This window comes from Pseudomonas entomophila, from assembly GCF_029478665.1.
Taxonomy (GTDB): domain Bacteria; phylum Pseudomonadota; class Gammaproteobacteria; order Pseudomonadales; family Pseudomonadaceae; genus Aquipseudomonas; species Aquipseudomonas entomophila_F.
The window spans coordinates 179,393-201,946 of the sequence record NZ_JARPQB010000015.1 but is presented as its reverse complement, the minus strand read 5'-3'; the positions used below and the strand labels follow the sequence as shown (position 1 = coordinate 201,946).

At 66.2% G+C, this 22,554-nt stretch carries 17 protein-coding genes; 4 read left to right on the top strand and 13 right to left on the bottom strand.

Annotated features, from left to right (window positions below; genetic code table 11):
- Both P5705_RS10695 and P5705_RS10690 read left to right on the top strand, forming a co-directional pair.
- Nucleotides 1-6,047, top strand: a 6,047-nt coding sequence (locus tag P5705_RS10695) for a non-ribosomal peptide synthetase (RefSeq protein ID WP_277460813.1), incomplete at its 5' end; no start/stop codon positions are given.
- A 51-nt stretch (nucleotides 6,048-6,098) separates the two neighbouring features.
- Nucleotides 6,099-7,052 carry an alpha/beta hydrolase gene (locus P5705_RS10690; RefSeq protein WP_277460812.1) on the top strand — a complete coding sequence of 318 codons (954 nt, stop codon included), beginning with the start codon at nucleotides 6,099-6,101 and terminating at the stop codon, nucleotides 7,050-7,052.
- Nucleotides 7,053-7,159: 107 nt separating this feature from the next.
- On the opposite strand, the gene P5705_RS10685 is transcribed toward P5705_RS10690, so the two are convergent.
- The 7 genes from P5705_RS10685 to pvdM form a co-directional block, all read right to left on the bottom strand.
- On the bottom strand, nucleotides 7,160-7,615 hold the full coding sequence (locus P5705_RS10685) for an REP-associated tyrosine transposase (RefSeq protein ID WP_277460811.1): 456 nt from the start codon (nucleotides 7,613-7,615) through the stop codon (nucleotides 7,160-7,162).
- A gap of 254 nt (nucleotides 7,616-7,869) precedes the next feature.
- The gene (locus tag P5705_RS10680) at nucleotides 7,870-10,308 is read right to left on the bottom strand and encodes a TonB-dependent siderophore receptor (RefSeq protein WP_277460809.1); all 2,439 of its coding nucleotides are present in this window, start codon (nucleotides 10,306-10,308) and stop codon (nucleotides 7,870-7,872) included.
- Nucleotides 10,309-10,438: 130 nt separating this feature from the next.
- Nucleotides 10,439-12,088 carry a cyclic peptide export ABC transporter gene (locus P5705_RS10675; RefSeq protein ID WP_277460808.1) on the bottom strand — a complete coding sequence of 550 codons (1,650 nt, stop codon included), beginning with the start codon at nucleotides 12,086-12,088 and terminating at the stop codon, nucleotides 10,439-10,441.
- Nucleotides 12,089-12,099: 11 nt separating this feature from the next.
- The gene (locus P5705_RS10670) at nucleotides 12,100-13,431 is read right to left on the bottom strand and encodes a lysine N(6)-hydroxylase/L-ornithine N(5)-oxygenase family protein (RefSeq protein ID WP_277460806.1); all 1,332 of its coding nucleotides are present in this window, start codon (nucleotides 13,429-13,431) and stop codon (nucleotides 12,100-12,102) included.
- A gap of 111 nt (nucleotides 13,432-13,542) precedes the next feature.
- The gene (locus P5705_RS10665) at nucleotides 13,543-14,424 is read right to left on the bottom strand and encodes a formylglycine-generating enzyme family protein (protein WP_277460805.1); all 882 of its coding nucleotides are present in this window, start codon (nucleotides 14,422-14,424) and stop codon (nucleotides 13,543-13,545) included.
- A gap of 12 nt (nucleotides 14,425-14,436) precedes the next feature.
- Nucleotides 14,437-15,714 carry an aminotransferase class V-fold PLP-dependent enzyme gene (locus tag P5705_RS10660; protein ID WP_277460804.1) on the bottom strand — a complete coding sequence of 426 codons (1,278 nt, stop codon included), beginning with the start codon at nucleotides 15,712-15,714 and terminating at the stop codon, nucleotides 14,437-14,439.
- A gap of 16 nt (nucleotides 15,715-15,730) precedes the next feature.
- Complete coding sequence (pvdM, locus tag P5705_RS10655; protein ID WP_277460803.1) at nucleotides 15,731-17,080, bottom strand: pyoverdine-tailoring dipeptidase-like protein PvdM; 1,350 nt, start codon at nucleotides 17,078-17,080, stop codon at nucleotides 15,731-15,733.
- A 182-nt stretch (nucleotides 17,081-17,262) separates the two neighbouring features.
- On the opposite strand from pvdM, the gene P5705_RS10650 reads away from it, so the two are divergent.
- Complete coding sequence (locus P5705_RS10650) at nucleotides 17,263-17,706, top strand: hypothetical protein (RefSeq protein WP_277460802.1); 444 nt, start codon at nucleotides 17,263-17,265, stop codon at nucleotides 17,704-17,706.
- A 377-nt stretch (nucleotides 17,707-18,083) separates the two neighbouring features.
- Here P5705_RS10650 and pbpG read toward each other — a convergent pair whose 3' ends face one another.
- From pbpG to P5705_RS10635, 3 genes are all read right to left on the bottom strand, one after another.
- Nucleotides 18,084-19,010 (bottom strand): D-alanyl-D-alanine endopeptidase, encoded by a 927-nt coding sequence (gene pbpG / locus P5705_RS10645; protein ID WP_011534364.1) that lies wholly within the window; start codon nucleotides 19,008-19,010, stop codon nucleotides 18,084-18,086.
- Between the two features lie 277 nt (nucleotides 19,011-19,287).
- The gene (locus P5705_RS10640) at nucleotides 19,288-19,470 is read right to left on the bottom strand and encodes a hypothetical protein (protein WP_011534362.1); all 183 of its coding nucleotides are present in this window, start codon (nucleotides 19,468-19,470) and stop codon (nucleotides 19,288-19,290) included.
- A gap of 101 nt (nucleotides 19,471-19,571) precedes the next feature.
- Complete coding sequence (locus P5705_RS10635) at nucleotides 19,572-19,913, bottom strand: hypothetical protein (RefSeq protein ID WP_277460801.1); 342 nt, start codon at nucleotides 19,911-19,913, stop codon at nucleotides 19,572-19,574.
- Nucleotides 19,914-20,077: 164 nt separating this feature from the next.
- Between P5705_RS10635 and P5705_RS10630 the strand changes: the two genes are divergently transcribed.
- The gene (locus P5705_RS10630; RefSeq protein ID WP_277460799.1) at nucleotides 20,078-20,899 is read left to right on the top strand and encodes a shikimate 5-dehydrogenase; all 822 of its coding nucleotides are present in this window, start codon (nucleotides 20,078-20,080) and stop codon (nucleotides 20,897-20,899) included.
- 139 nt (nucleotides 20,900-21,038) lie between these two features.
- Here P5705_RS10630 and P5705_RS10625 read toward each other — a convergent pair whose 3' ends face one another.
- The 3 genes from P5705_RS10625 to P5705_RS10615 all read right to left on the bottom strand — a co-directional run bounded on the left by P5705_RS10625 (nucleotide 21,039) and on the right by P5705_RS10615 (nucleotide 22,471).
- Nucleotides 21,039-21,281 (bottom strand): hypothetical protein, encoded by a 243-nt coding sequence (locus tag P5705_RS10625; RefSeq protein WP_011534359.1) that lies wholly within the window; start codon nucleotides 21,279-21,281, stop codon nucleotides 21,039-21,041.
- A gap of 96 nt (nucleotides 21,282-21,377) precedes the next feature.
- Nucleotides 21,378-21,905: a lactoylglutathione lyase gene (gene gloA / locus P5705_RS10620; protein WP_277460798.1), complete on the bottom strand. Its 528-nt coding sequence runs from the start codon at nucleotides 21,903-21,905 to the stop codon at nucleotides 21,378-21,380.
- Nucleotides 21,906-22,111: 206 nt separating this feature from the next.
- Entirely contained in the window at nucleotides 22,112-22,471 is a 360-nt protein-coding gene (locus tag P5705_RS10615; RefSeq protein WP_277460797.1) for a histone-like nucleoid-structuring protein, MvaT/MvaU family, read from the bottom strand.
- Nucleotides 22,472-22,554: the final 83 nt, after the last annotated feature.

The following is a 22,554-nucleotide window of genomic DNA, read 5'->3' as shown; positions in this document are numbered from 1 at the left end:
TGTACCTCGGTGGCGTGGGCCTGGCACGCGGTTACCACCGCCGCCCGGCGCTGACCGCCGAGCGTTTCGTCGCCAGCCCGTTCGGTGGTGAGCGCCTGTACCGCACCGGCGACCTGGCGCGTTACCGCGCCGACGGGGTGATCGAGTACGCCGGGCGCATCGACCACCAGGTGAAGATCCGCGGTCTGCGCATCGAGCTGGGTGAGATCGAGGCACGCCTGCTGGAGCAAGGCCAGCTGCGCGAGGCGGTGGTGATCGCCTGCGACGGACGCCACGGCAAGCAACTGGTGGCCTATGTGGTACCGGTTGCCAGCGAAGTGCCGAGCGCCAGTCAATTGGGCGCGCACTTGCTCGAACAGTTGCCGGACTACATGGTCCCGGCGCAGTTCATCGTGCTCGAACGCATGCCCTTGAGCCCCAACGGCAAGCTGGACCGCAAGGCCTTGCCCGCGCCCGAGCCGGTGGCGCCGAGCACTGACTACGAGGCGCCCGCCACGGCCGCCGAACAGGTGCTGGCGACCATCTGGCAGGGCTTGCTGGGCCTGGAGCAGGTCGGCCGCCAGGACAACTTCTTCGGCCTGGGCGGCGATTCGATCGTCTCCATCCAGATGGTCGGGCGAGCACGCCAGCAAGGCCTGAACCTCACCCCGCGCGATGTCTTCAAGCACCAGACCATCGCCGCCCTGGCGGCGGTGGCCAGCACCCAGCAGGCGCTGGCGATCGACCAGGGCCCGGTGACGGGCGACACTGCGCTGGTGCCGATCCAGGCCGAATTCTTCGCCCTGGACATTGCCGAGCGCCAGCACTGGAACCAGTCAGTACTGCTGGAACTGCGCCAGCCGCTGGAGCCTGAGCTGCTTGAGCGCGCCTTGCGTACGCTGGTCATGCAACATGACGCCTTGCGCCTGCGCTTTGTCAGCGAAGGCGGGCAGGGGCAGGCCAGCCATGTTCCGCTGGAAGCCCTTGAAGCGCACTGGCAGCAGGCGCCGCTGCTCTGGCAAGCGCCTGTGCAAACACCGGAGCACAACAGGGTGCTGGCCCTGCAAGCGCAACGCAGCCTGGATCTGCGGCATGGGCAGTTGCTGCGGGCTGTCCTGCTGTCGAACGGCGAAGGCGGGCAGCAGCTGCTGCTGGTGATCCACCACCTGGTGGTCGACGGTGTGTCTTGGCGCATTCTGCTCGAAGACCTGCAGACGCTCTGCCGTCAATTCCAGCGCGGCGCGCCAGCCAAGCTGCCGGCCAAGACCAGCGCCGTGCGCGACTGGGCCGCCTTCCTCGCATCCCATGCCAGCACCCTTGAACAGGCAGGCGAGGCGGACTACTGGTCGGCCCAGTTGCAGGACGCCCCGCGCGATCTGCCGTGCGAACGCCCGAGCGGCAGCCTGGCCAACCGCCACCGCGCCAGCGTCACTACCCACCTCGACGCCGAGCTGACCCGCCAGCTGCTGCAGCAGGCGCCTAAAGCCTACCGTACCCAGGTCAACGACCTGCTGCTGGCCGCCCTGGCGCGCACGCTGACCCACTGGAGCGGCCAGCGCCATGCGCTGATCCAGCTCGAAGGCCATGGCCGCGAGGACCTGTCGCCGACGCTGGACTTGAGCCGTACCGTGGGCTGGTTCTCCAGCCTCTACCCGCTGCGCCTGAGCCCGGACCCGCAGTGGGCCACCTCGATCAAGGCCATCAAGGAGCAGCTGCGCGGCGTGCCGGACAAGGGCATCGGCTTCGGCATCCTGCGCCACCTGGGCAGCCCGGCGCTGCGCGAGCGCCTGGCGGCACTGCCCGTGCCACGGGTCACGTTCAACTACCTGGGGCAGTTCGACGGCAGCTTCGCGGCGGCCGACGACGCCTTGTTCGTGCCCCGTGGCGAGCGCCTGGCCCCTGACCAGGACGAAGCTGCGCCGCTGAACAACTGGCTGTCGATCAACGGCCAGGTCTACGGCGGCGAGCTCAACCTGGCCTGGACCTTCAGCCAGGCGATGTTCGACGACGCCACGGTGCAAGCCCTGGCCGACGACTACGCCAGCCAGCTGCGCGCGCTGATCGAGCACTGCCTGACGCCCGGGCAGCGGGGTGTCACGCCTTCGGACTTCCCCCTGGCGCAGGTCAGCCAGGCCCAGCTCGATCGCCTGCCCGTGGCGCTCGAGCAGGTCGAGGACCTGTACCCGCTGTCGCCGATGCAGCAGGGCATGCTGTTCCACACCCTGGAAGCGGGTGGCGATGACCTGTACATCAACCAGACCAGCGTGGCCGTGGACGGGCTGGACGCGGAGGCGTTCGTGGGGGCTTGGGAGCAGGTGATCGGCCGCCACGAGATCCTGCGCACCGGTTTCTGGAGCGACGCCGCCCTGGGCGAGCCGCTGCAGCTGGTCCATCGCCAGGCGCGCCTGGCGGTGCAGCGCCTGGACTGGCGCCAGCGCACGGTCAGCGAGCAGGACCTGCAGGCGCTGGCCGCGGCGGATTGCGCCGCGGGCTTCGACCTGCTGGCCGCGCCGCTGATGCGCCTGACCCTGGTGCGCCTGGGCGAGGATCGCCACCAACTGATCTGGACCAGCCACCACATCCTCATGGACGGCTGGAGCAAGTCGCGCCTGCTCGGTGAAGTGTTCCAGGTCTATGGCGGCCAGGCCCCGGCGCCGCGCCGTGGCCATTACCGTGACTACATCGCCTGGTTGCAGGCCCAGCCGGCCGCCGCCCAGGAGGCGTTCTGGAAGGCCCGCCTGCAAACGGTGGAGGGCACCACCAGCCTGGCCGCCAGCCTGCCGGCGCCGCCGCCGGGGCTCAGTGGGCATGCCGCGCTGTACCTGAAATGGGATACCCGCCGCACCGCGCGCCTGCGTGAACAGGCCCGCGCCCTGCGCGTCACGCCCAACACCCTGGTGCAGGGTGCCTGGTCACTGCTGTTGCAGCGCTTCACCGGCCAGCAGAGCGTGTGCTTCGGCGCCATCGTCGCCGGCCGTCCGGCGCAGTTGGACGGCGCCGACGAGATGCTCGGGCTGTTCATCAATACCTTGCCGATCATCCAGGCGCCGCGCCCGGAGCAGGTCGCCGCGCAGTGGCTGCAAGCCTTGCAGACCCACAACCTGGAAGCACGCGACCACGAGCACACCGCGCTGGCGGATATCCAGCGCTGGTCGGGGCAGGGTGCCCAGGGCTTGTTCGACAGCATCATCGTGTTCGAGAACTACCCGATCGACGAGCGCCTCAAGGAAAGCGGCGACAGCACCCTGCAATTCGGTGCCGTGACCGGGCGGGACGTCACCAACTACGCCATGGACCTCGCGGTCCACCTGAACGACACCCTGAGCATCGAGTTCCTCTACCTGCGCAACCGCTTCAGTGAAGCGTCCTGCGCCCAGGTCATGGCGAGCTTCGAGGTGCTGCTGCAGGCGCTGATCGAAACGCCGCAGGCCACGCTGGGCAGCCTGGCGACCCTCGACGCCGCGCAGCAACGCCAGCTGGAGCTGGACAACCAGCTGGCGGCGACGGCTGGCCAAGGCGCGTTGCTGGCTGAGCTGATCGCCCGCCATGTGGCCTTGCAACCACAGGCTCCGGCGCTGGTCTGTGGCGACCGGCAGATGAGCTACGCCGAACTCGAAATGCGCGCCAATCGCCTGGCCCACCGGCTGATCGCCGAAGGGGTCGGCCCGGAGATGTTCGTGGGCGTCGCCCTGGAGCGTTCGGTCGAGGTGATCGTGGCCTTCTACGCGGTGATGAAGACCGGCGCGGCCTATGTGCCGCTGGATGTCGATTATCCGCGCGAACGCTTCAACTGGATCGTCGAAGACTCGGCCATGAGCGTGCTGCTGAGCGAACAGCGGGTGCTGGAGCGCCTGGGGCAGCCAGCCAGCGGCCTGGTGCTTACGCTGGACGACCTGGACCTGTCAGGCGAGCCCGAGCACTGCCCGGCGTCCCGCGCTCAGGCCGACAACCTGGCGTACCTGATCTACACCTCCGGCTCCACCGGCAAGCCCAAGGGCGTGGCGGTGGCCCACGGGCCGATCCGCATGCACTGCCAGGCCATCGCCGAGCGTTACGAGATGAACGCGCAAACCCGCGAGCTGCTGTTCATGTCGTTTGCCTTCGACGGTGCCCAGGAGCGCTGGCTGTCGACGCTGCTGTGCGGCGGTTGCCTGGTGATCCGCGACAACCGCCTGTGGACCCCGGAGGAGACCTGGCAGGCCCTGCACGCGCAGCGCATCAGCATCGCTTGCTTCCCACCGGCCTACCTGCAGCAACTGGCCGAGTTTGGTGAGGGGCGCGAGGCGCCACCGGTGGACATCTACTGCTTTGGCGGCGACGCGGTGGCCGAGGCCAACTTCGAACGGGTCAAGCGCGTGCTCAAGCCGCGCTGCCTGACCAATGGCTACGGGCCGACCGAGACGGTGGTCACGCCGCTGTTGTGGAAGGTGAACGTCGACCAGCGCTGCGAGGCGGTGTACGCGCCGATCGGCGTGCGGGTCGGCGAACGCACCCTGTATGTGCTGGACAATCAGCTCAACCCGGTGCCGGTCGGCGTGGCGGGCGAGCTGTACATCGGTGGCGAAGGGCTGGCCCGCGGTTACCACCAGCGCCCAGGCCTGAGCGCCGAACGCTTCATCGCCGACCCGTTTGGCGATGGCGGGCGGCTGTACCGTTCCGGCGACCTGGTGCGCCAGCGCCCGGATGGCGTGATCGACTACCTCGGGCGCCTGGACCATCAGGTCAAGGTGCGCGGTTTCCGCATCGAGCTGGGCGAGATCGAGGCACGCCTGCGCGCCATGGCGCCGGTGCGCGACGCGGTGGTGGTGGCCCGTGACACTCAAGGTGGCAAGCAACTGGTCGGCTATGTGGTCGCCGACGCCCGCGAGGGGCTGGCCGAGCAGTTGCGCGGCGCGCTGCAGGCCGAACTGCCCGACTACATGGTGCCGAGCCAGTTGCTGGTGCTCGAGGCGTTGCCGCTCAACCCCAACGGCAAGGTCGACCGCAAGGCCCTGCCGGACCCGGACTTCAAGCGTCGCGAGTACCTGGCGCCGCGCAATGCCATGGAAGCGGCCCTGGCAGTAATCTGGCAGGAGGTGCTGGAGGTGGCGCAGGTGGGCGTGACCGACAACTTCTTCGAACTCGGCGGCGACTCGCTGCGTATCCTCAAGGTGCTGACCAAGGTGCGCGCCAGCGGCCTGGGGCTGGACCTCAAGCTGCGCGACCTGATGGCCCGGCCGACCATCGGCGAGCTGTCGGGCTACAGTGCCGACGACCTGGCGCTGGACCCGGTGCTGTCGCTCAACCGGCGAATGACCGACGTGCCGGCGCTGTTCTGCCTGCACGCCGGTTTCGGCACGGTGTTCGACTACGAGCCGCTGGCCCGCCTGCTGGAGGGCAAGCGCAGCGTCTTCGGCCTGCAATGCCGCATGCTGCTCGACCGTGGTTGGCAGGATGAGTCGCTGGAAGCGATGGCCATCGACTATGCCCAGTACATTCGCCAGAAACAGGCCGATGGCCCTTACCATCTGCTGGGCTGGTCGCTGGGCGGCAGCCTCGCGGTGCTGGTGGCCGAGGAACTGCGTCGTCAGGGCCAGGAGGTGGCCATGGTCGGCCTGGTGGACAGCTACCTGCCGGGTGAAGGTGGGGACGCGCCACAGGACTACCGTGAGGACCTGCTGGCGTTCCTCGGGGTGGTCTGTGGTCATCGGCCACAAGCCTTGCCGGGGCTCGAGGCGGCCGCGATGCCGGACGAATCGGTGTTGACGCAGGCCATCCGGACTTGCCTGGCCCAGGCGCCCGTGCAGCCACGCTTCGACGCCCAGGAACTGGCCCATGTGTTCCAGGTGGCCATGCGCCTGAAAGCCCTCAGCCTGCGCCTGGCGCCTCTGCCGGCGCTGGACTGCGAGACGCACTGCTGGTGGGCGGCGAGTGTTGCCTTGTCCGCGCGGCAGGGCTTCGAGGCGGGCTTCGGCGCGCTGGCCGCCAGCCATACGGTCCAGGCCGGCCACTTCGAGCTGTTGCGCGATCCGGGCCTGCTGGCCCAGCTGACCCAACTGCTCGGCGAGCCCGAGCCTGTCGCCGGTTGATCTTCTCGGGCCCTGGCGACGGGGCCCGCACTTATTGCGTAAGGAACCAACATGTCTCTGCATCCCGACCTTGCCGGCTTTCTCGAACTGGTGGAAATGGGGCGATTGATGGGCAACAGCCAGCCGATGCACCAACTGAGCGTCGAGCAGGCCCGCCGCGAATTCGCCAGCAGCTCGGCCATTCTCGACCCGAGCCCGCCCGCGGCGCTCAAGGTGACCGAACTGAGTATCGTCGCGCGCGACGGCGCCACGCTGGCGGCGCGCCTGTACCGCGGTGAAGGCCCGCGCCCGGCGGCGCAGCCGGCCATTCTCTACCTGCACGGCGGTGGTTATGTCGTCGGCAGCCTGGACTCCCATGACTCGGTGTGCCGCCGCCTGGCGGCCGATGGCCGTTTCGCGGTGCTGGCGGCGGACTACCGCCTGGCGCCGGAGCAGCGTTTTCCCACGGCCAGCAATGATGTGCTGGATGTGGCTGACTGGTTGGCCGCCCAAGCCGCGACGCTGGGCCTGGACACCGCGCGGGTGGCGGTGGCCGGCGACAGCGTTGGCGCCACCTTGGCCACGGTATTGGCGTTGGCGGCCCAAAGGGGGGAAACGCGTCTGGCGCCTGTCGCCCAGCTGCTGTTCTATCCGGTGACCGACACCAGCCGCGAGCGTGACTCCCATGTCCGCTATGCCGAGGGTTACCTGCTGGAAAGCGCGACCCTGCGCTGGTTCTACGACCTGTACCTGGTCGACCCGCAGCAGCGCCTGGACTGGCGGGCCTCGCCGTTGTTGATCGAGCAGCTGCCGGCGCAGGTGCCCAGCTTCGTCAGCCTGGCCGGGCATGATCCGCTGTATGACGAGGGGCTGGCCTGGGCCGAGCGGCTGCGGGCCAGCGGCACCGAGGTGACCCTCGATTTGCAGCCGCAGTTGACCCATGATTTCCTGCGCATGTCTGGCATGGTGCCGGAGGTGCAGGGGATTTATGACCGGGCTTTGGAGTGGCTTTTCCGGCGCTGCTGATACCGAGCGCCGCTTTGCGCCGCATCGCGGATGAATCCGCTCCTACAACAGCGCCTGCCTGTAGGAGCGGATTCATCCGCGATGCGGCGCAGAGCGGCGCTCAACAGTTACACCCAGACCGCATCCCAGTGCGGGTATTTACCTACCTTCTCCACCAATCCCGCTCTCAGCGGATTGGCAACGATGTACCTCGCGACCATCACCACATCCTCTTCCCGGCGCAATGCCCGGTCGTGAAAACCGGCCTGCCAGACGGGTAACGAACTGACTCCGGCCTTGCGCAGCGCATGACTCGATCGCGCCTTGAAATAACGCATCAATGTACTCAGCGACGCCGCTTTCAATTCGACCAGCCAATGAATGTGATCGGGCATCACTACCCAGGCCAGTGATCGGCACTGGCCTTCCTGGTCGGCCTGGCGCAGGAATCGGATGGCCGTTCGGGCGTGGTGGAGGTTGAGGAACAGGGGCTGGCGGTGGTGGGTGACGGTGGTCAGTACATAGAGCCTGCCGGGCTCCGAGTACCTGCCGCGGCGGAGCTGGCTGCCTTGGGGAGTGGGCATGAGGGGCGTCCATGAGGGGGGTCATGGTCCAGCCTAGTGGTAGTGCCCTGGAGGAGATGGGGGGAACATTTTCAGGGTTTGTCGGGCGCCGATATGCGGCGCATCGCGGATGTACAGGCGCAGCGATATCGACGGCCTGTGTAGGAGCGGATTCATCCGCGATGCGCCGAGCACATCCCACGAAAAAGCCCCTTTGCCAGCGACTGGCAAAGGGGCTTTTTCACATCCAGGGCACTAGACCCCAAACACACCGATCACCACTTGTAGGTGAGGTCCGCAGTCACGGTACGCTCGGCACCCAGCAGGCAGCCGACGGTCGCGAAGCAGCCCGCCACATAGTACTTGTCGGTGAGGTTCTTGACGTTGACCGACGCCTTCAGGCCTTCCAGGCTGCGGTCGGCCTTGCCGAAGTCGTAGCTGATCATGGCGTCGACCAGGGTGTAGTCCGGCACCTTGAAGGTGTTCTGCGCGTCGCCGTAGGTCGAGCCGGTGTAGCGGGCGCCGACGCCGAAGCCCAGGCCGGCCAGCGGGCCGCCCTGCAGGGTGTAGTCGACCCACAGCGAAGCCAGGTGCTTGGGAATGCGCACCGGGGTCTTGCCCTTGTTGCTGATGCCGGCGACGTTCGGGTTGTCCTTGGTCACTTCGACATCGGTCACCGAGTAGGAGGAGATCACGTTCAGGCCTTCGACCGGCTTGAACACACCTTCCAGCTCGACGCCGCGCGAGGTGACTTCACCTTCCTGGACGCTGAACGACGGGTTGCTCACGTCGGTGGTCAGCACGTTCTGCCGACGCAGGTCGAAGGCCGACAGGGTCACGTAGCTCTGCGAGCCGTTGGGCTGGTACTTCACGCCGATCTCGTACTGCTTGGCGGTCTCGGGTTCGAACTGCGAGCCACTGGCGGTGGTGCCGCTGGTGGGCAGGAACGACTCGGTGTAGCTGATGTAGGGGAACAGCCCGAAGTCGAACAGGTAGCCCAGGCCGACACGGCCGGTGAAGTCCTCGGCGTCGGTGCTCTGCTTGGTATTCTGCAGGCGGTTGCGGGTGTCCAGGCTGGCCCAGTCGTAACGGCCGCCCAGCGAGGCGATCCAGTTGCCGAACTTGATCTGGTCCTGCAGGTAGACACCGAGCTGGCGGTTCTTCTCCGAGGTGCTGAGCAGGCTGGTGTAGCGCGAGGTGTCGATGACCACGCTGCGATCAGGGTTGTAGATGTTGATCGACGGCGCGTTGCCGGTCTGGGTGAAGGCGCTGCGCTTGCCGTGCTGGTAGTCGGTGCCCATCAGCAAGGTGTGCTCGAGCTCGCCGGTGGCGAATTTGCCGACCAGCTGGTTGTCGATGGCGTAGTTGTCGTTCTCGTAGTCGCGCAGCTGGTAGTAGCGGTTGATGGTGTTGCCGTTGATCACGCCACTGTTGCGGTACAGCTGGTGCTCGTAGCCGGTGAAGTGGGTGTAGCGGAAGTTCTGCTTGAAGGTCCAGCTGTCGCTGAGGTTGTGCGTCAGCTCGTAGCCCACGCTGGTCTGCTCGGCCTTCTCGGCGTCGAAACCGGGCTCGTTCAGCGAACGGTGGCGCGGCAGCTTGCCATTGGGGTTGGAACCGTCGAACAGCGAGTAGGGCAGGTTGCTGGTGAACAGGTTCTTGTTGCGCTGGTAGGAGGTCAGCAGGGTCAGGCTGGTGTCTTCGTTCGGCGCCCAGGTCAGGCTGGGGGCGATGTAGACCCGGTCATCCTTGATGTAGTCGATGCTGCTGTTGGCGTCGCGGCCCAGCGCGACCAGGCGGTAGCTGAGGGTCTTCTGCTCGTCCAGCACGTCGCCGATGTCCATGTAGGCCTGGGCGCGGTCGTTGCTGCCGCCGGAAATGCCCATTTCATGGTGCGGGCTGAAGGTCGGGCGCTTCGACACGAAGTTCAGCGTGCCGCCTGGCGAGCCTTGGCCGTACATCACCGATGCCGGGCCCTTGAGCACTTCGATGCGCTCCATGCCGTAGGTCTCTGGCGAGTAGTAGCCGACCTGGTTGTTGCGCAGGCCGTCGGTGTAGGCGTTGGCGTTGATCTGCTGGAAACCGCGGACCATGATGGTGTTGTCGGTCGGGTTGTTGCCGGCGACGTTGGAATAGACGCCCGCGGTGTAGGCCAGGCTGTCGCTGACGGTCTGCGCGCCCTGGGCAGTCATGCGGTCGCGGGTGATCACCGAGATCGACTGCGGGGTTTCCATCAGCGAGGTGTCGGTCTTGGTGGCGGTGGTCGAGCGCGAGGCGATGTAGCCTTCGACCGGGCCGTAGGGGTTCTCCTGGCCCTTGGCGTTGATCACGCTCGGGTCGAGGGTCACCGCGGCGCTGCTGTCGTTGCTTTGCAAGGTCAGGGTGTTGCCGTCCAGGCTGTAGCGCACCCCGGTGCCGCGCAGCAGGCCGGCGGCGGCGGCCTGGGCCGAGAGGTGGCCGCGTACCGCGCTGCTGCGCACGCCCTGGACATCGTCCGGGCTGTACAGCACCTGCAGGTTGGTCTGGTCGGCCAGTTGCTTGAGCGCGCCCGGCAGGCTCTGGGCGGCGATATCGACATCGTATTCCTGGGCCTGGGCCAGGCCTGCCACAGGCAAGCCCAAGGTAATGCCCATCAGGGCGACGGGCAGGGTGCGACGCAAGGAGTGGCGCAACAGCAAGGCTTTGGCCAGGGGCGTGAAGTCACTGAGTGTCGACATCGTTATAGCTCGTGGAGTGTGTGTTAAGTGGGAATTATTAGCATTGGCTTTAAGTGAGACGTTGCAGTGCCGTGAAACCGGATGGCATTTGCGAAATATTTTTATTTAGGCGCGAGCGCCAGCCGCCTGGTCAGGCGGGCTGGGGCTCGCAGATGACGCGGCCGTTTTCCATGCGCACGATCTGGTCGGCGACATCGAAGTAGCGGTCGTCGTGGGAGATGACGATCAGGGTGCGGCCCTGGCGTTTGAGGTCCGGCAGGATCTCGGTGTAGAACACGCGGCGGAACGCCGGGTCCTGGTCGGCCGCCCATTCGTCGAACACCAGCACCGGGCGCCCCTCGATCCAGGCACTGACCAGGGCCAGGCGCTTGCGTTGCCCGGTGGACAGGTCGGTGGTGGTGAAGGCGCCGTCGCGGATCGACACCTTGTGGTCGATTTCCAGGCGCTCGAGATACTGCACGGCGTTGGCCGGCACCGCGGGGCCATCGTTGACCAGGTCGTCGAACAGGTAGTAGTCGGCGAAGATGGTGGTGAACAGCTGGCGATAGTCGTCCCGCTCGCGGTCGCCGACCACCTCGCCGTTGAGCAGCACCTGCCCCTGCTGTGGCGGGTACAGGCCCAGCAGCAGCTTGATCAGGGTGGTCTTGCCGCCGCCGTTCTCACCGACGATGAACACGATGTCGCCCTGGGCGATGTCGAGGTTCACCGGCCCCAGCTTGAAAGGGGTACCGCCATCGGCCACCGGGTAGCTGTGGTGCACATCGACCAGTTGCAGGCGCTCGACCTGCACCTTGGGCGGCTCGCGGTCGGTCAGCAGCAGGTGAGGCTCCGGCGAGGAGAACTGCTCGGACAATTCGGCGATGCGGCGAAAGGCGATCTGCGCCCGGCTGACGATCGGCAGGGTGCTGACCAGGTGCTCCAGCGGGCCTTTCATGTACAGCAGCACCAGCACGAACCCGCTCATGACCGCCTTGTCGCTGCTCGGCCACAATGACTGCAAGGCCAGGGCCAGGCCGATCACCACGAAGAACAGCATCGAGCCCAGGCTCTTGGCCACCACGAAGGTGTTGACCGAGCGCACCTGCTTGTCGCGGATCCGCTCGGCGGTGGCCTGGATGCCGTCGACGAACATGCGTTGGCGGCGCGAGCGGTGGATGCGCAGCTCCTTGGCGCCCTCGGCGATGGCCTGGTAGTGCTTCTGCAACGCGTCCTCGGCTTCGCGGGCATCGATGAAGCCCTGGATGCCGCGGGCGCGGGCGATGTACTGGACCACGGTGCCGACACCGATGGCCACCAGCATCAGCAGGAACATCGGCAGCGACAGCAGTGCCAGGTAGGCCATGCAGCCAAGCACCACCGTGACCGAGATGGCCAGCGGCGCGAAGGCGAAGGCGAACGAGCTGATGGTGTCGATGTCGTGGGTCAGCACCGGGATCAGGCGATGGCTGCGGTAGCGTTCGATCTGCGCGATGGGGGCGCTGAGCACCTTTTCGCCCAGGCTGCGGCGCAGGTTGGCGATGATCTGCTGGCCGACCCGGTTGCTGCCGATGTCGGAGAAGATCGAGCCCAGCAGGGCCAGCACGCACAGCCCGGCGAACGCGCCGACCAGGGCCAGGCTCAGGCCGTCTTCACTGTGCAGGCCACGGTTGATGGTGGCCAGCAGCACCGTGACGCTGAAGCCGCCGAGGATGCCCAGCAGGATCGACGCCGTCACCTGCGGCCAGAACGGCCGCAGCAAGGCCAGCAGTTCGCGGGTGGCGCCGCGAGAAGGGGTTTTCATGGCGTGATCCTTCAGGCGCTGATCGCAAGGCTGCCGCTGCCGCTCAGGCGTGCCTGGCCCAGGGCCTGGTACAGCGACTCGCCGATTTCCGCCGCGCGGTTGGGCAGCACCGACAGCAGGGTGTCGCTCAGGCCGTGGCTGTTCTCGCAGAAGCCTTGCAGGTACACCGCCGCCTGCAGGTCCGGGCTGGCCAGGGCGCGGTAGTCGCGGGCGACGTTGAAGTCCTCGAGGTAGCCCTGCAGCGGCGCCAGCAGGTCGCGGTGGGAGCGGCGCTCGTAGCCGGTGGCGAGGATCACCGCGTCGTAGCGGTGGGTCTGCGACTGGTGGGTGGCCAGGTCCTGCAAGGTCAGCTCGATGCCGTCGGCGGTGGCGACGGCGGCCTGCACCTGGCGGCGGCAGAGCACGGCGTGGCGGTACTGGTGGGCGACTTTCTGGCGGTAGAGGATGCCGTAGATGCGCTCGAGCAGGTCGATGTCGACCACCGAGTAGTTGGTGTTGTGGTACTCGCTGATCAGTTTCTGCCGCTCGTTCTGCTCCTGGTTGAACACCAGGTCGGTGTAGTCGGGGGCGAAGATCTCGTTGACGAACGGGCTGTCGTCGGCCGGCTTGAGGGCGGTGGCGCGCACGATCATGTCGACCTTGACCGACGGGTAGCTGTCGTTGAGGTCGATGAATGCCTCGGCGGCGCTCTGCCCGGAGCCGACGATGGCAATGCGCATGGGCTTGCCTTCGGTGCAGGGCAGGGTGGCCAGGCTGCTCAGGTAGCGCGAGTGGTGGAATACCCGCGGGTCGTCCTTGAACGCGGCGAAGCTGGCCGGCACCTTGGGCGTGCCACCGCTGCCGACCACCACCGCGCGGCTCAGGCGGGTTTGTTCATGGCCTTGGGCATTGCGCGAGACCACGCGCAGGTGGCGCACCTGGCCGTTGTCCAGCACCGGCTCGATGCGGGTCACCTCTTCACCGTAGCGGGCCTGGGTGGCGAAGTGCTCGGCGGCCCAGCGCAGGTAGTCGTTGTACTCCAGGCGGCAGGGGTAGAAGGTGCCCAGGTTGATGAAGTCGGCCAGGCGCTGCTTCTGGTGCAAGTAGTTGACGAAGCTGTAGGGGCTGGTGGGGTTGCGCAGCGAGACCAGGTCCTTGAGGAAGGAGATCTGCAGCTCGCTCTGGGTGGCCAGGGTGTTGCCGTGCCAGCGATAGTCGTTCTGCTTGTCGATGAACAGCGCGTCGAGGGCGTGGCCGTGGGTTTCGGCGAGTTCTTCCAGGGCGATGGCCAGGGCCAGGTTGGAAGGGCCGAAGCCCACGCCGATGAGGTCGTGGACCTGCTGGGAGGTATGGGGCTGGCTCATGCTATCGGTTCCTTGAAGTGGCGGGGGGCGCCGACGGCGGCCACCCCGAGCTGCGGGAGTACATCGATAGGACGAGGAGCGGGCGGGACAATTTAGCGTGGCGCGGGGCCTTCAGAGCTCACGCACCACCCGGAAACCGAGCCAGTCGCCCGGGCGCGCCGGGGTCATCGCATTGCGGTTGCCGGAACGCGAGAAGATCGGTGCCTCGCCCCAGTCGTTGCCGCGGATCTGCACCACCTTGCAGCTGTCCGCCTGGCGGGTGGAGCGGCCCCAGGCGCTGCCGTCGGTCGGTGCGCCGACGTAGCTGTCGTGCAGGCAGTCGGCGACCCATTCGTAGACATTGCCGTGCATGTCGTACAGGCCGAAGGCGTTGGGCGGGAAGCTGCCCACGGGGGCGGTGTAGCTGTAGCCGTCCTTGGGGCCGTAGACGTTCGCATGGCGGCTGATCTCGTACTCGGCGTCCGGATCCAGCGGGAACGGGAACGGGCCGGTGCTGCCGGCGCGGGCGGCATATTCACGTTCGGACTCGCTGACCATGCGGTAGGTCTTGCCGGTCTTCTTCGACAACCATTCCACGTAGTCCTGCACGTCGAAGTAGGTCATGCACACGGCGGGCTGACGCGGGCCTTGCTTGTACATGGGCTTGCTGGCGGTGCAGTGGCGGCCGGGGCGCACATCGCCATCGACGACTTTCGCGCCGCTCTGCTTGAGGTAGCTGTCCCACTCCCCGGCGGTCACCTGGAAGCGGCTCATGGCGAAGGGCTTGGCGAAGGTCACCAGGTGCAGCGGGCCTTCGTCGTCCTGGCGGCCGGGCTCGTCGTCGGGGGTGCCCATCATGAAGCTGCCGGCCGGCAGCACGACCATTTCCGGGCAGACACCGGCGCAGTCACGGAACACCGTGCCGGATGGCGTGGTGGTGTCGGCGGCCAGTGCCGGCAGGCCGAGGGTGGCGAGCAGGGCGGCCAGGGAGAGGCGAGGCAGGATAGCGTTCATGGGAAACCTTGGTCAGAGTTGCTGGGTGACCAGGCGCACGACCCGGTCGATCTGCTGCTCATCGTTGAGCAGGCTGGGAGCCAGGCGGATCACCGGGCCGACGTCGCGGTACACGGCGTCGCTCATCACCTTGTTCTGCACCAGGTGGGCGGCGACGGCATCGGGGTTCCTGCCGGGAATCCGGAAGAAGGTGAACCCGGCCGAGAACTCGGGGCTGCGGGGCGTCACGACCTCGATCTGGCGGTGTTCGGCGAGGCGCTCCTTGAGCAGGCTGTTGAGCTGGTGGATGCGCGCCTGGACATCGGCCTTGCCCAGTTGCAGGTGCAGCTTGAAGGCCTCGCCCAATGACCAGCGGTATTCGAAGGCGTGGTAGCCGCCCGGGGTCATGATGGTGGCGAAGTCCTCTTCCTGGGAGAAGGAGGCGACGCTGGGGGTGAGGTTGCCCATGGCGGTGGAGGCGGCGCAGATGATGCCCGTGCCGCGCGGGCCGAACAGCCACTTGTGGCCACCGGCGATGAAGTAGTCGCAGTTGAAGTCGGCGAAGCGTGCGTTCTCCACGCCGAAACCGTGCACGCCGTCGACCACGTAGAGGATGCGGTCGGCTTCGCTGCGCTCGCGGTTGTGCTTGCGCACCAGTTCGCCGATCTCGCCCACCGGCAGCTTGGCGCCGCTGCTCGAATGCACCCAGGTCATGCCCAGCACGCGGGTTTCGGGGCGGATGTTCTGGTCGATGGTGCTGAGGATCTGGTCGGCCGAGAGTTCCCAGGGTTTGTCGAACAGGCGGATCTTGCGCACCTGGGTGCCCTGGCGAAGGGTGCGGAACTCGAGGGTCTTGTGGGCGGCGTAGTGCTCGTGGACGGTGGTCAGGATCTCCTGGTCGGGCCTGACCTGCAGGCCACCATAGATCAGCGCCAGGCCCTCGGTGGTGCTGCCGGTCAGGGCGATCTGCCGGGGGCCGACTTCCAGGTAGCGCGCCGCCCAGTCCCGCACCTCGCCTTCGCGTTTCCATTCGTACTGGCTTTCCCAGTCCATCAGCGCGGCGGGGTTGCGGTCGAGGTCGGCGCGGTGGCGGTCGATGGCCTCCTGCACCGGGCGCGGGTGGGCAGTGACCAGGAAGTTGGCGAAGTGCGCCACCTCCGGGTCGAGCGGGAACAGGGCGCGCAGGTTGCGCCATTTGTCCGGGCCGCTCAGCGCTGCGGTGGCGGGCGCGGCCGCCAGGGCATCGGGCAGCAGGGGCAGGGCGGCGGCGACCAGGCCGGCCTGCTTGAGGAAGGTGCGACGGTTGTTCATGCGGGGCGGGCCTTGTTCAGCGAGTGGTGGCGACGGGATGGCCGGCTTTCTGCACCTGGTCCCAGATGCGCAGGAAGTTGCCGGCCCAGAGCTTGGCGATGTCCGTCTCGCTGTAGCCGCGGGTGAGCAGTTCGGCGGTGACGTTGCGGATCTCGCTGACATCCTTCCAGCCGTCCAGGCCGCCGCCTTCGTTGAAGTCGGAGCTGATGCCGACATGGTCGATACCGACCTTCTTCACCGTGTAGTCGATGGCGTCGACGTAGGCCTTCAGCGTGGCCTTGGGCTCTTCGTCGAGGATCCCGTACAGGCTGCTGGCGTATTCGCCGAAGCGCTTCTCGGGCCAGATGGTGATCGCCGGGTCGCCCGGCATCAGGGCGTAGTTCAGGTCCTGCAGCGGCCCCAGGTCGAAGCGCGCGCGCAGGGCGTCGAGCTTGTCCAGGGTCGGCTTGCCCAGGGGCTTGAGGTAGCCGCTGAAACCGACCACCTGGATCAGGCCGCCGCTGTCCTTGATCAGCTTCATCTCCTTGTCGCCAAGGTTGCGGCGGATGTCCACCAGCCCGCGCGGCGCCGAATGCGAGGCGACGATCGGCGCTCGGCTCAGGCGTGCCACGTCTTCCAGGGCCAGGGTCGACATCTGCGAGACGTCGATGATCACCCCCAGGTCGTTGAGCCGGGCCACGGCTTTCTCGCCGGTCGGCGACAGCCCGCCGAGGGCGTCGGCGGTGTCGTTGAAGAACGGCATTGGCCGCGACGAGTCGGCCCAGTCGTTGTTGCCGATGTAGCTGAAGCCGAACATGCGCATGCCGCGCTTGGCCCACAAGTCGAGCTGCGACAAGTCGTCGCCCAGCGGGTAGGCGTTGAGCAGGCTGATGAACACGGCGAACTTGCCTTCGCCGTTGAGGCGGCGGAAGTCGTCGGGGGTGTAGGCGATGCCGACCTGGTTGGGGAAGTCGCGCACCATGTTGGCGATGATCTGGTAGCGCGTTTCCTGCTGGTGGCGGGCCTCGTCGACGAAGCCGGGGGTCGGTTTGTGCGGGGCGTTGGGGCCGTTCCACATTTCCGGCCAGGCGAGGATGGTCAGCGCCGCGCCCGACAGGCGCCCCTTGCCGGCCTTGACCAGGTCGAACTGGTGCGGACCGTCCTTGTCCACTTCCTGGCCGTGGGCACCGAAGGTCAGCGGCACGGTGATATGGCCGTCGAACGAGAGCATGTGCTCGTGCATGCCCTTGGCCTGCTCGACGATCTTCAGCGGGTAGCCGGCGTTCTGATGCTGCCAGTAGAAATAGCCGGCAGCGCTGCCCAGGGCGACCGCCAGGGCCAGGGGCAGGCCGATGTACAGGGCTTTGCGGGAACGGGTCTTGGTCATTGCCATCTCGTTGCAGGGCTGATCGGATCGGCCTGCCGGCGGGCGTGTTCGCCGGGGCAGGGCTCGGGTATCAGGTGGACGAATGGCGGCGGGGCAAATTTATCGCTGGGCGGACATCAAGTTCCGCGCGTTGCGGCCGATAAGCAGGGCATCGAAAGGACCCACCGAAGAGGATCAGGGACATGGTAGGTATCACCGGTATGAGCATCAACAGCGCGACGCCGCTGACCACAGGCCTGCAAGTGGCCGAGCAGGTCCGCGCGGCTGAAGCGGACAACGCTGAAAAGACCGAGGAAAGTGGCAAGGCAGGCGATGGCGTAAAAGCCGAAGGCGCGCCAGGCCAGGCCGAGGCCGCAGAGCAAGAGCCGAGCGAGCCTGGGCACATCATGCAATTGCGCGAGATGATCAAGCAGTTGCAGAAGCAAATGGCTGAAGAGCAGAAACAGCTGGCCATGCTCATGGCGCAGAAAATGGACGAGACCACCAAGATGCCGATGGTCATGGCCAAGCAGGCCAGCATCGCTACCATCAGCGGGCAGATCCAGGCGGCCACCGCGCAACTGCTCAAGGCCCTGACCGAGTCCGGTGGCAGCAGTGCCGGCGGGATGGTCAGCACCCAGGCCTGACAAGGCCGGGAATCTCTGTAGGAGCGGCTTCAGCCGCGATCACCCGCGTAGCGGGTGCCAGGCATCGTGTTGCCTGCATCGCGGCTGAAGCCGCTCCTACAGGCAGACGCCCCGCATCCTGCGGGGCGTCGTCGTTTTTCAGCGGGCAGATCCAGGCGGCCACCGCGCAACTGCTCAAGGCCCTGACCGAGTCCGGTGGCAGCAGTGCCGGTGGAATGGTCAGCACCCAGGCCTGACAGGGCCGGGAATCTCTGTAGGAGCGGCTTCAGCCGCGATCACCCGTGAAACGGGTGCCAGGCATCGTGTTGCCTGCATCGCGGCTGAAGCCGCTCCTACAGAAGTCGAGACGCCCCGCTTCGTGCGGGGCGTCGTCGTTTTCAGTCCTGGGCCACGCGCGCCCGGCCCTGGCGCTCGCTCTTGTACTGCATGGCCACCGCCGGTGCCGGCTTGGTGCTGCCGGTCTCCAGCCACTGGCGCATGCGGCTGGCGTCGGCGAAGTGGGTGTACTTGCCGTAGGCATCGAGGATGACCATGGCCACCGGGCGGTTGTCCATCCTGGTCAACAGCACCAGGCAGTGGCCCGCCTCGTTGGTGAAGCCGGTCTTGGTCAGCTTGATGTCCCAGTTGCTCTTGTTCACCAGGTGGTCGGTGTTACGGAAGCCCAGCGTGTAGTTGGGCTTGCGGAACGCCACGGTCTTCTCGCGGGTGGTCGACAGCTCGCTCAGCATCGGGTACTTGCGCGAGGCCATCAGCAGCTTGGCCAGGTCCTGGGCGGTGGAAACGTTGAGCGTGGACAGGCCGGTGGGTTCGACATAGCGGGTGTGGCTCATGCCAAGGCTGCGCGCCTTGGCGTTCATCGCCTTGATGAATGCGCCGTAGCCACCGGGGTAGTGGTTGGCCAGCGAGTTCGCCGCGCGGTTCTCCGACGACATCAGGGTGATCAGCAACGTTTCGCGGCGGTTCAGCTCGCTGCCCAGCCGCACCCGCGAATACACGCCTTTCATCTCGGGGTTGTTGGCGATGGTCATGCTGAGCATTTCGTCCATGGGCAGCTTGGCGTCGAGCACGACCATCGCGGTCATCAGCTTGGTGACCGAGGCGATGGGGCGCACGCGATCGGCGTGGCTGGAATACAGCTCCTGGTTGGTGTTGAGGTCGATCAACAGGGCGCTGCCAGAGGCCAGGTGCAGCTTGCTTGGATCTCGTTGCATCTGGGCCGGGGGTTGTGCAGCAGCGGTCGACGGGAGGGTCGCGGTTCCTGTGAGCAACAGCAGCAGGCTGAGGATGGACAGGGAAGTTTTCACGTTGAGGCTCACTAAATGTTGGTATGTCGTTGGCTGTGCAAGGGTTTCCCCCAGAAACCGGTGCATTTTGGAGTATGGTTCAGCGGCTGTCGAATGCCTTATATCCAAAGGGCGCAAGGTGAACGAAATTTAATCCTGAACACATGAAATACCCATTGCGGCCGGGCAGGATGCTTGAGGTCGGGCAACTGTCACCCCTTGAAGAAACAAAAAAAAGCCCGCCGAAAAGGGCGGGCAACAAGAGGCGTAGGGAGCAACGCACAACAACAAATTCAGGTCAGGCGATGAAGCTTGAATCGTGCAGCCGGTCGGCCAGGGCCTGCGCCGAGGAGCGCGTGGTCAGCGGGCCGCTGATGGCTTCGCCGTTGCGCATCAGGTACCAGCAGGCCAGCAGGCCCTGCTGGCGCAGGTTGTTCGGTACGGCGCTGCCGACGACGGACATGATCTGGATAGGGGCCATGGGGGCATCTCCTGTAAACATGGCCCTACCTTACGCAGACGCCCTCGGGGTTTGAAATCGATGTCCTCGATAGTGGTCATTGCTTTTATCAACTATGCCGCTCACCAGCGCGGTGGCCCGTAGTACACCGGTGGCGGGCCGTAGTAGTGGCGGTAGACCGGTGGTGGCGGGGCGGGTACGTAGCGTTCCACGACATAGGGTTGGTAATAGACCGGTGGCGGCGGCGCCTGCACATAGACTGGCGCAGGTGCGTAGACCGGCTGCTGCTGCACGTACACGGTACGGTCATGGCCACCGGAAATCGCCGCGCCGACCACCACGCCCGCCACTGCCGCGCCGAGCACCGGGCCCGGGCCATACCAGCCGCCACCATGGGCGGATGCCTGCCCGCTGATGGCCAGCGCGCCGACCAGCAGGGCGATTCCGGGGATGAAACGGTTCATGGCCAATCCTCGCAAGACAACCCCAGGCTCGGGGCTTGATTACTATGACCCCGGTAACCGTCAAGTGCTCGCAGGGGGAGGGTAAAGGTTGTGTAAGGGGCGACCGGTGGTCGTGTCTGGTACGCTGGCGCAATCGTTTCAGTCGACACGCGGAGAAACAGGCCATGAGCACACCACCCAGCAGGGATACCGTCCTGTGCATTTCCCTGGCCGGGCGCCCGGGCACGTTCGGCGTACGCTTTCATAACCACCTCTACCAGCAGTTGGGCCTGGACTACTACTACAAGGCCATGACCACCCAGGACCTGCCCGGCGCAGTGGCGGGCATCCGTGCCCTGGGGATCCGCGGGTGTGGGGTGTCGATGCCGTACAAGGAGGCCTGCATGGCCCTGGTGGACGAGATCGACCCGTCCGCGGCGGCCATTGCGTCGGTGAACACCTTGGTCAACACCCAAGGGCGCCTGAAGGCCTACAACACTGACTACCTGGCGGTGCGTCAGTTGCTGGCGCGGCATCGGGTCGACCCGGCCAGCGCCTTTGCCCTGCGTGGCAGTGGCGGCATGGCCAAGGCGGTGGCCAGCGCGCTGCGCGATGCGGGTTTTCGCGACGGGATCATCGTGGCGCGCAATGAGCCGGCCGGGCGACAGTTGGCGCAGGCCTGTGGTTACCGCTGGTTGCCGGAACTGGGTGACCACTGCCCGTCGCTGCTGGTCAATGTCACCCCGATCGGCATGGCGGGCGGCGTGGAGGCCGATCAGCTGGCGTTCAGCGAAACCGCGATCGCGGCGGCCGAGCGGGTATTCGATGTGGTGGCCATGCCGGCGCGCACACCGTTGATCCAGCATGCCGAGGCGTTGGGCAAACCCGTGATCACCGGGCTGGAAGTCATTGCCTTGCAAGCGCTGGAACAGTTCGTGCTGTACACCGGGGTGCGGCCCAGTGACGAGCAGGTCGCGGCGGCGGTGGCATTTGCCCGGCAGGCGTGATCGCGTTGGCCCTGTAGGAGCGGGTTTACCCGCGATCACCCGCGCGGCGGGTGCCATGCACCGCGGTGTCTGCTTCGCGGCTGAAGCCGCTCCTACAGGGGATTATCGTCAACAGGGGTTGTGACCGTCGCTGTTCTGTTCAGAAGGTGTCATGCCCCTCGTCCAGCCGTTGATCGACCAGCGCCCGGCCATGGGCCAGGGATACGTGCTGGGCGTTGTCCAAGTCGGAGAAGAACTTCATCGGCATCGACAGGCGCCGGCTGGTGTGGCCTTGCGGGTCGGTGATCAGGCACCCGGCGGCATAGGGCAGGGGCGAGTCGGGGTGGGGCATCACGCTGGCGGTGATGATGTGCTTGCGGTATTCACAGTGAAGGGTTTGCATCGTCCTGACCTCGCTGTGGCATGGAAGAAGCGTCTTCTTCATATACCACAGCGAGGGGGAGGGGGTTCCCCGCCCGACGAGCGCGACGGTTGAAGGTCAGTCCTTCAGGTCGGTCGGCTGGATCACCTCGACCCAGTAGCCGTCCGGGTCCTTGACGAAGGCCAGGTGCTTCATGCGGCCGTCGCTCAGGCGTTTCTGGAAGGGCACGTCCAGCGCCTCGAAGCGCTCGCAGGCGACGCGCACGTCCGGCACCGAGATGCAGATGTGGCCGAAACCGCGTGGGTCGGTGTTGCCGTTGTGGTAGGCGAACTCAGGGTCGTTCTCGGTGCCGTGGTTGTGGGTGAGCTCGAGCACGCCAGGGATCGACTTCATCCACTGGTGGCGCGCGGCGTCATCCTCGGGGATGTCCTTCTTGTCGACAAGGGCAAGGAAGTACAGGCTGAATTCCGCTTCCGGGAAGTCGCGCTTGTCCACCAGGCTGAAGCCCAGCACGCGGGTGTAGAAGTCCAGGGACTTCTGGATATCCTTGACCCGCAGCATGGTGTGGTTGAAGACGAACTGGGCGGTGGCGGTGTCCGGCTGGGCAGTGACGCCGGGCAGTTGTTGCAGGTCGTGCAGGCTCATGGGTACTCCGGGATCTGGGCCTAAAAGAGATGGGCCATGATACGGCAGTCAGCCGACAGCGCAAACGAAAGCGCCCTGCACGGTGGCAGGGCGCTGGAATTAGAGGCCCGCATGTGCGGGCGCGTGATGGGGTCGCTAGTCCTTTAGCTGGTTCGATACTGCGCTGGCATAAGTGAAAAAAGTGTGAAGAGCGCGTTGATGTTTCATCAGCGCACCCAGCTTTCCACCGTCTGTGCGCCGTACTGTTCCTTCCAGGCCTTCAACCCGCGATGGTTGCCGCCTTTGGTTTCGATCAGCTCGCCGGTGTGCGGGTTCTCGTAGACTTTCACCACCCGTGGGCGGCGTTGCTGCTTGACGGGGGCGGAGGGGGTCTTGCTCGCGCCTTTGGGGTCAAGGATCGCGATGATGTCGCGCAGGCCCTTGTCATAGCTCTTCATCAGGCCGACTAGTTTCTGCTCGAATTCGATTTCGCGTTTGAGGCCGGCATCCTTTTTCAGCGCTTCCAATTGTGCCATCTGTTCCTGAAGCGCTTTTTCGGCAGCACGAAACTCTGCAAGTCTGGACACTGTCATCACTCCTGTTAAGTCTGCCGTGGCATGACGTGACGAACATGAAGATTGTATTGAACGTTGGCCACGCGGGGGGGACT